11 protein-coding genes are annotated in these 7,722 nt (G+C 57.0%); 1 reads left to right on the top strand and 10 read right to left on the bottom strand.

The features are described from left to right. Positions 1-1,138 (bottom strand): TonB-dependent receptor (locus tag ACESNI_RS12805; RefSeq protein WP_373087397.1); only part of this gene is annotated, 1,138 nt, incomplete at its 3' end. 84 nt (positions 1,139-1,222) lie between these two features. On the opposite strand from ACESNI_RS12805, the gene ACESNI_RS12800 reads away from it, so the two are divergent. After that, positions 1,223-1,495, top strand: coding sequence for a hypothetical protein (locus tag ACESNI_RS12800; protein WP_373087394.1), 273 nt, complete (start codon positions 1,223-1,225; stop codon positions 1,493-1,495). Between the two features lie 368 nt (positions 1,496-1,863). Here ACESNI_RS12800 and ACESNI_RS12795 read toward each other — a convergent pair whose 3' ends face one another. From ACESNI_RS12795 to ACESNI_RS12755, 9 genes are all read right to left on the bottom strand, one after another. Next, the gene (locus ACESNI_RS12795) at positions 1,864-2,343 is read right to left on the bottom strand and encodes a nuclear transport factor 2 family protein (RefSeq protein ID WP_373087391.1); all 480 of its coding nucleotides are present in this window, start codon (positions 2,341-2,343) and stop codon (positions 1,864-1,866) included. A gap of 34 nt (positions 2,344-2,377) precedes the next feature. Next, positions 2,378-2,728: a Rieske (2Fe-2S) protein gene (locus tag ACESNI_RS12790; RefSeq protein ID WP_373087389.1), complete on the bottom strand. Its 351-nt coding sequence runs from the start codon at positions 2,726-2,728 to the stop codon at positions 2,378-2,380. An 82-nt stretch (positions 2,729-2,810) separates the two neighbouring features. Further along, complete coding sequence (locus ACESNI_RS12785) at positions 2,811-3,773, bottom strand: zinc-binding alcohol dehydrogenase family protein (protein WP_373087386.1); 963 nt, start codon at positions 3,771-3,773, stop codon at positions 2,811-2,813. 50 nt (positions 3,774-3,823) lie between these two features. After that, on the bottom strand, positions 3,824-4,492 hold the full coding sequence (locus ACESNI_RS12780) for a glutathione S-transferase family protein (protein WP_373087384.1): 669 nt from the start codon (positions 4,490-4,492) through the stop codon (positions 3,824-3,826). Positions 4,493-4,508: 16 nt separating this feature from the next. Continuing rightward, the gene (locus tag ACESNI_RS12775; protein ID WP_373087381.1) at positions 4,509-5,300 is read right to left on the bottom strand and encodes an SDR family NAD(P)-dependent oxidoreductase; all 792 of its coding nucleotides are present in this window, start codon (positions 5,298-5,300) and stop codon (positions 4,509-4,511) included. Beyond that, positions 5,297-6,046 (bottom strand): SDR family NAD(P)-dependent oxidoreductase, encoded by a 750-nt coding sequence (locus tag ACESNI_RS12770; RefSeq protein ID WP_373087379.1) that lies wholly within the window; start codon positions 6,044-6,046, stop codon positions 5,297-5,299. The genes ACESNI_RS12775 and ACESNI_RS12770 overlap by 4 nt, the downstream gene beginning before the upstream one ends. A gap of 5 nt (positions 6,047-6,051) precedes the next feature. Next, entirely contained in the window at positions 6,052-6,573 is a 522-nt protein-coding gene (locus ACESNI_RS12765; protein ID WP_373087376.1) for a VOC family protein, read from the bottom strand. A gap of 55 nt (positions 6,574-6,628) precedes the next feature. Beyond that, positions 6,629-7,411 carry a ThuA domain-containing protein gene (locus tag ACESNI_RS12760; RefSeq protein WP_373087373.1) on the bottom strand — a complete coding sequence of 261 codons (783 nt, stop codon included), beginning with the start codon at positions 7,409-7,411 and terminating at the stop codon, positions 6,629-6,631. Between the two features lie 8 nt (positions 7,412-7,419). Beyond that, the coding region (locus tag ACESNI_RS12755) for an SRPBCC family protein (RefSeq protein ID WP_373087370.1) at positions 7,420-7,722 on the bottom strand (303 nt) is incomplete at its 5' end.

Raw genomic sequence — 7,722 nt, 5'->3', positions numbered from 1 at the left:
TTTCATTATAATTGTTCTGGCCGAACATATTGACATTGGATGCATCCAGATCGTCGCGGTTGAACCGTTCGAAATTATGGTAGGACGAGATCGATTTAATCGACCAGTCCCCCGGCGTATATTCAATCGAGCCGGTAAAACTATATCCCTCGCGCTGGTTTAGGGGTTCCTGATCGGAATAGATGTTGCGGATGTTCGCGGTCGTGCCATTGGCTGCGGCTACAGTGAACAATGTTTCGCCGCCCAGAATCGAACCAAGGGCATTTTCGGGTGCAATGGTTGGTCCAAAATAGTGGAAAGCGTAATTGCTGTCATTCTCGTGGAAATATTCACCCGACAACAGAATCTCCACATCATCAGACGGTGCGAGCAAAAGGGTTCCGCGGAACGCATAGGCATTGCGATCGTCGATATCCTTGCCGGTAAATTCATTGACGCCATAGCCATCACGGTTTTCATATTTCCCGGCAATACGCACCATCACCTTCTCGCCGGAAACGGGCCCACCAACCGCTGCTTCCAAGCCGATATTATTGTAATTGCCATAGGTAGCGCGAACATAGCCATCGAGCTCTGCCGTGGGCTTTTTGGTGATCAGGTTAATGGCGCCTGCTGTAGCACCGCGTCCGTAAAGAGTACCCTGAGGCCCACGCAGCACTTCGACCTGTTGCAGATCGTAGAAGCCGGAAAGCTGTGCAGCAGGACGGGCGATCTGGGCGCCATCCTGAAGAAATGCAACGCCGCCATCTGCGCCCAGATCGATACTGGTAAGACCGATGCCGCGGATGAAGATGCGGTTGACACCGAATTGGTCGCCGACGGAAAGATTCGGGATCGAAGACGCCAGCGAGGCGACATCTTGCACCTTGCCCGCACCAAGGTCGTCTTCGGAAACGGCTGTGATCGAAGCTGCCACACGTGACAGCGATTCCGAACTGCGTGTAGCGGTCACCACAATTTCATCGAAACCATAATTTTCTTGAGCGACTGTCTGATCGCTCTCTGGCGAATCCTGCGCGATTGCTGGAACCGTCAGTGCGCAGACGAATACAGTTCCGAGGCCTGACGCCAGCCGCAGAAAGCTCTTTGGCGAATATGCAAGCCCTTGACTGCGCGCAATAATTTTGAACCTTCTCATACCACTCTCCCCTAGAGTTTATTGTTATAATTAAAATCTACTGACGCGTAGATACAGTTCATAGTAGGTATATTGCAATACAGAATGTTGAAACGATCAAATTTGGTGCCGCTCCGTGATATTATCGATAACACTAACGGCGGAACGGAAGATAGGGCACCCTGGTCTGATTGGCTTGGTGGAACCGGTGGTCCCCAACGTCAGGCTGGACGAAGCAGTGTTTCCACTGATCCCAGCTACCTGGGGGCTTGCTTGCGCATTTGTTCGCACGCCCAAGGCTGGGACAAGCTGGAAGCGATCATCGGCTTGACCGTGCTTTCCTCGGCGACATCGCTGCTATTGCGCGCCTTCGGCTAGCGGTCGATCCCGGCTTGCGGTCCGACGGTCCGCGTTCCCGCCTTCGCTTGCCAAGTGCGGCCATTCGGGAATCCACCCAGTTTCGGTCATTCGAGCTGATTGGATGGAGACTAAAAGCGGCTGGTCGGCAATCACCCCAGTTTCAGACATTCGCGACAGTGCAATTCTATGTCCGCTTCGCGCCCAGTTCCGGTCGTTCGAGCCAGATCGCTGATGATCCAATTGCGGACATTCGATTGGCGACTCAACGCACCGGACCTGCTCATAGGAGATTTTCCTCCGTTAGAATTCATGCATTCCATCATTTGCTACACGTGCAACGATATATAGCTACTAGCTGCCCTGCACTAATGGGAAGGATGAAGACTTCAATAGTCCATCTGGGCGGCAGCGGGATGCCTTATAACGGTCAGCGGGTTTTCGAAAAGGGCTGCTTCAGCAAGAGCTGTGTCAAAAAAGGCATGCATCTCGATCAGCTTACCGTCTTGGAAACGAAAAATTTCGCAATATGTCTGGTCATAAGTGACACCAGATTTGGTCTCACCGCCTCCTTCCATGATAGCGACAACACGCTGATCATCGGCACACATGATTTTCCATTTCCGGGCAAACTTGATGGTGTCAGGAACCATCGCGCCGTGGACCTTTTCGGCGATCAGATCGTCGGTCACCATAGCCTTGCCATCCATCCGTCCCGATGCCGGCGTGGTGCCGAGCATGTGGACTACGATATTGTCATGATACATCGCTTCGACAGCTGCCCAGTCTCCGTTCTGCATCAGGGTAAAATATTGATTGAGCAGGTTGATATTTTCTTGCCGGGCCATGGTGCCAGTCTCTTGTTGCATTGTGGATCAATAGTTTGCCGCCGCCGGACAGGGCTCAAACGCCGGTCGGTCTTTCGTTTACGCCCGGCGGTTCGTCGGGCACCGCCACTTCGAGCCTGTTGTCGACAATGCGGGTTTCAAAGGTGCGCAGGTCGGGATAGGCGCCGCCGAGACATCTGCCGGTAGCAGCCTCGAAACGGGCACCGTGGACCGGGCACATGATGGCGCCACGCCGGATTCCTCCCTCAGACAGCCGGGATGCCTGATGGGTGCAGCGGTCATTGACGGCAGCGAATCGTTCCCCATCCTTCATTAGCAGCACGAACCAACCCCCGACACAGGCTGCATATTTTCCGTCTGCAGGAAATTCCTCCAACGCCATGAGCGGGTGCCAGGTGATACTCATTCGGTCCTTTACCTTTCTCTGTATACTCGACCTACCCAGCGGCCCGACTGTCTTGGGGCTGATCAGGCAGGGCATTGTCGTTTCAGGGTGTCATGATCACCCGGCCGAACGGATGCGATTCCGCGACATGACGGTGCGCTGCGACGGCGTCGGACAAGGCAAATGTCCTGTCGATAGGCATCCGGTAGGAGCCATCTTCCAGCTTTGCAAAGATATCGGCGACCAGCGCGCGAACCCTTTCGGTGTGCATTTCCTGGCCGAGGGACACGCCGAAGACGTTGAGCATTTCACCGATCAGTTCGAAAAAGCTGAAGGAGGGGATGTCTCCGGTCGCCGCGCCGACCGCTGCATAGCGACCGTGCGGCCGCAATGCCTTGACGAGCAGGTCCTTGCCCTTGCCGCCCGCCAGGTCAACGGCGAGGTCGATGCCCTTGCCGCCGGAAATGGCCAGACATCGCTCGGCAATATCCTCTTCCCGGTAGTTTATGCCGTGATCCAGCCCGAACGGACGGATAAGCTCCAGCCGTTCGTTGCTGGAAGAGGTGCCGATCACGGTCGCGCCGGCCGCCTTGGCGATCTGGACCGCGGCCAGTCCGACACCGCCGCCGGCACCCTGGATCATCACGGTCTCGCCCGGCTGCAGATGGCCATATTCGATCAGCGCGTCATAGGCGGTGCCGAAAGCGATCGGCGCAACCGCTGCCAGCGACAGGTCGAGGGAATCCGGGATCGCGTAGGTAAAGCTCTCCGGCGCGGCGAACAGTTCCGCATGGCTGCCCGCCCAGTTGAACGCAACCACCCGGTCGCCCGGCTGGAAGAGCGTAACCGATGGGCCAATGGCCTCAACCACTCCCGCCGCCTGATAGCCGGGGATGAAAGGAACAGGGTCAGGCGGTGAAAGCAGCCGGTTCAGCAGGTCTCCGCCTTCGATCGATATTGCTTCGCTGCGGATGAGAACGCTGTCGTCCTGCAGTTCCGGGTCCGGCCGGTCGCCATATTGCATGACCTCCGGGCCGCCATTCTCGCTGTAAAACACTGCCTTCATACTGAATTCCTGCTGCCTGTTGGCGTCTGATTGTGGGAGGGCCTGATTGCCTATTCGAGGCTGCCGCCTTCGCCATGCCACGCCGTCGGACGTTTCTTCATGCGGTCGAAGAAATCGTGCATCCAGGGCGCTTCTTCCGAGATTGGCTGGCCCTGATGTTCGCCGAACTGCAAATAGCAATAGAGGTAGATATCAGCCAGCGTGAACCGGTCACCGCAGACGAACTGGCGGCCATCGAGCTGTCCAGCCATCCAGACAATTTTTTCCTGGGCCTTTGCCTTGAGCGCCGGGCCGGCTTCAGGCGGCAATATCGTCTTGGTTATCAGGTCAGGGTCCTTCTGGTCACATTCGAAAAACTCGCGACCTTCGGCCGCCGAGAAGCCTTCTCCCATCGGTTCGGCAATTTTCTGGTCGATCCGCCGCACCCACATGCGGGTCTCGGCTCGTTCCAATGGTGTCGATCCGATCAGCGGTACTTCGGGATGGATCTCTTCCAGATATTCGCAAATTGCGGTGATCTCGGTCAGGGCGGTGCCGTCATCGAGCAGCAGGGCGGGCAACTCGCCAAGCGGACTGATCGCGGTGGTAAAGGGCGCACGCCGATTTTCTCTGGTCAGCAGGTCGATGACCTTGCGTTCCAGCTTCAGTCCCTTTTCCTCGGCAAACATCCTGACAACATAGGGGCTGGGGGCAAACAGGTCGAAATCATAGAAAATCATGGTAATTCCTTTTGCTTTAACGGGCGGTCCAGCCGCCATCCACGGTCAGTTCGCTGCCGGTAATGAAGCTGCTCTCATTTGATGCCAGAAACAGCGCGGCATAGGCGATCTCTTCGGGCGTCCCGACGCGGCCCATCGGGGTTTCACTGCCTAGCGTTTCCAGCAGGTCACCCGCTTCGCTCATCGCGTCGCTGCCCGCCCGTGTCATGTCGGTCTCGACGAAGCCGGGATGGAGAGAATTGACCCGGATCGGGCGGCCTGCCTGCGCAAATTCCATTGCGGCCGATTTGCTCAGACTGCGCAGAGCACCCTTGCTGGCGGCATAGGCACTGGCCTGCGCCATCCCGACCATCGCGAGGATCGACGAGATATTGACAACACTTGCCCAGCGGCCGCTGGATGTTCCAGCCCGCGCAAGATGGCCGGACATTTTAGCAAGCGACAGGAAAGCGCCTTGGCAGTTGACCGCCATCACCTGTTGCCATTGCTCGAGCGGCAAGATTTCCAGCTCGCCGGTCGGGGCAATGCCGGCATTGTTGATGAGAATGTCGAGCCGGTCGCCGATCATCGCAGCCGCGCTGTCCCAATCCTCCGTCTCGGTGACGTCAAGCCGGAGATACTCCGCATGGCCCAATTGTTCCAGCGCCAGACGAACTTTCTCACTGTCGGCAGGTTCGAGATCGGCGAGCCAGACTTTTGCTCCCTGTTCGACGAACAGGCGGCATATTGCCATTCCGATTCCGCCAAGAGCGCCGGTTACCAGTGCACAGCAACCCTCCAGTCGCAACGGAGCGCTGGTCTCGCTCACTGAGCGGTAAATCCATTGTCGACGATCAGCTCGGTGCCGTTTACAAATTGGGACGCATCGGAAAGCAGGAAGAGAATGGAATCGACCACCGCGCTTACCGGAATGAAATTGCCGGAGGGCTGGAGCGCCCGCATCTGCGCCTCAATATCTTCATCGCCACCCAGTTGGCTTACGATGTCCTTGACCATCGGCGTTTCGGTCATCGCCGGGTGCACGGAATTGACGCGCACACCGGTCTTGCCCGCTATCGCCTCCAGCGCGACGGCCTTCGACAGCATCCGGATCGCGCCTTTGCTTGCGCAGTAGCCGCCCGCACCAGCGGCTCCGGCAATACCGGCGGTCGATGATATGTTGACGACGCTGCCGCTACCTTGCCGGTACATGATCGGGAGTATATGCTTCATCGCGAGAAACGGGCCTTCGACATTCACTCGCATGCTCAGCCGGAAATCCTCTGCGGACAGATCGGTTATGGCGCCCATCCGGATGATACCGGCGCAGTTTACGAGACCATCTATTCGGCCGAACTGGGCAACAGTTTGCCCGGCTGCTGCGATCCATTCCTCTTCGTCTGCTACATCCATCTGGATGCATAATTCTGCCGGAGTGGAAATGGGCATGCGGTCCAGCGCCACAAGTTTTGCGCCTTCTTCTCGCAACGCAGCGACGGTAGCGGCGCCGATACCCGACGCTGCGCCGGTAACCAGGATGACCCGGTCTTTGAAACGCGTTGCTGGCTCCGCCATCGGCATCAATTTCCACCCGCCGGGAATGAACGGACAGGATCCGACTTGCCATCCCAGCTGGAGGCGGCTTCGATCGCGGTGGCAAAAAAGCCGCGGCTCTCTTCATTGTCCGTGATCAATTCGACAAAAAGTCCGGTTTTATCGCGACAGTCGAAATAGCGCAGCTCGGTCTCGGCTGATAGTTCTGCACGGGTTACGGCTTCGCGGCCCAGCAAACGCGAGCTTGCTTCGACGTCTCTTACGAGGCAGCCCTGATGGTGCGGCACGCATCCATCCGGCATCGATTGTCCGTAAACATTGGGCCACGGGCCATTGGGTCGGATAAGTTCTATCATCATGTCCCCGACCTGGCCGAAAGCGATATCCAGCGTCATCTCCTGGGCTTCCCCCAAATAGGTCCAGCTTTTGAAGCCCATCCCCGGCAGAATAAAAAACGGACCCGCGCCCATCGTTTCCACCCAGGCCATGGCCGAACCCTCTATATCATTGGTGACATAGCCAAGTTGCCTGATGATTAAAGGTTTCATTCCTGATCTCCCGATCATAATTCTGATTCAAGTTCGAGCGTCAGGCCACAGGGTTTTAAATCGGGGCCTCGGTAATCCAGGCTATGCCGCGCCGCACGATTTCGAGATAATTTTCGTCATCCCACGGGCCGCGTACAACAGGGGCCTCGTCCATGAGCGGCTGCATATCATATTTACCGCATGCATGACCAAGCGGAGAGTAAAGCACAGCCCCCTTGCCATGATCCTTGACGTAAAGCTGAGGACGCGGCGGATCGTCGGTAATCTCTTCGGTTACATAACCCGGTGTCGAACCCTTGTACCGGGCGGACAACAAAGTGCGCAATTCACCGAGGGGAGTCGCGACATAGGGTTCATCGATCAAGGTGAAGTCCTTCATCCCGCGGGTGACAGGATGATCCTGATCTTCCACGTGAACATGCACTTCCTGCGCGGCCAGATGGGTGACAAAGCGGCTGCCCAGCAGTTCCATGAACAAGGGCGAGACCGTCTCTGCCGTCGACTTCACCAGACCCGGAATACGAACACCACTGGTCACGATTTCTGGTCCATCGGTGAATTCGAGATGCGCATTGACGGCATGAAGCGCCATGATACGGCCCCCCTTGCGCACGAAGCTGTCCATCATCTGGGCCTGCTCGTCGGTTGGCATCATGTCACAGGTATAGAGCACCAGGCCGACGCTTTCGTCGAGAATCTCCAGCCCGCTGTAATCCATGGCACAGCTTGCCCGGATGCGCTCGTCTTGACCCATGGCTTCCAGCAGCTTCAGGCGCGCCAGATCGAAATCGTGAAACTTGCCGCCGGTGACGATGTGAATATGTTTTGCGTTTGTCATAGGGGCCCTCAACGGTCGCCGCGCAGGGGAAAGTCACCCCTGAGATAACGGTCGATTGTCTGGTGAAAATGGCGGATGCGCACTTCCTGTTCGCCCAGGATCATGCCTCGGAAGCCTTTCGACGATGTGCCCTGCTGCATGGTTGGCATATTGGTGCCGTCCTGCTGCAGGACGTTGGCAAGCACAGGATCGAACGTGCCGTCAAAAGCGTCGACATAATTTGGCAACTCGTCGTGACGATAAAGCCGATGTTCAAAATCGGGCCGGGGTTCGCCCGGCGGGTCGTGACGGGTGATCAGGAAATCATAATA

It is taken from the genome of Sneathiella sp. (assembly GCF_041689005.1).
Taxonomy (GTDB): domain Bacteria; phylum Pseudomonadota; class Alphaproteobacteria; order Sneathiellales; family Sneathiellaceae; genus Sneathiella.
The sequence above is the reverse complement of the archived record's forward strand: the minus strand, read 5'-3'. Positions and strand labels throughout refer to the sequence as shown.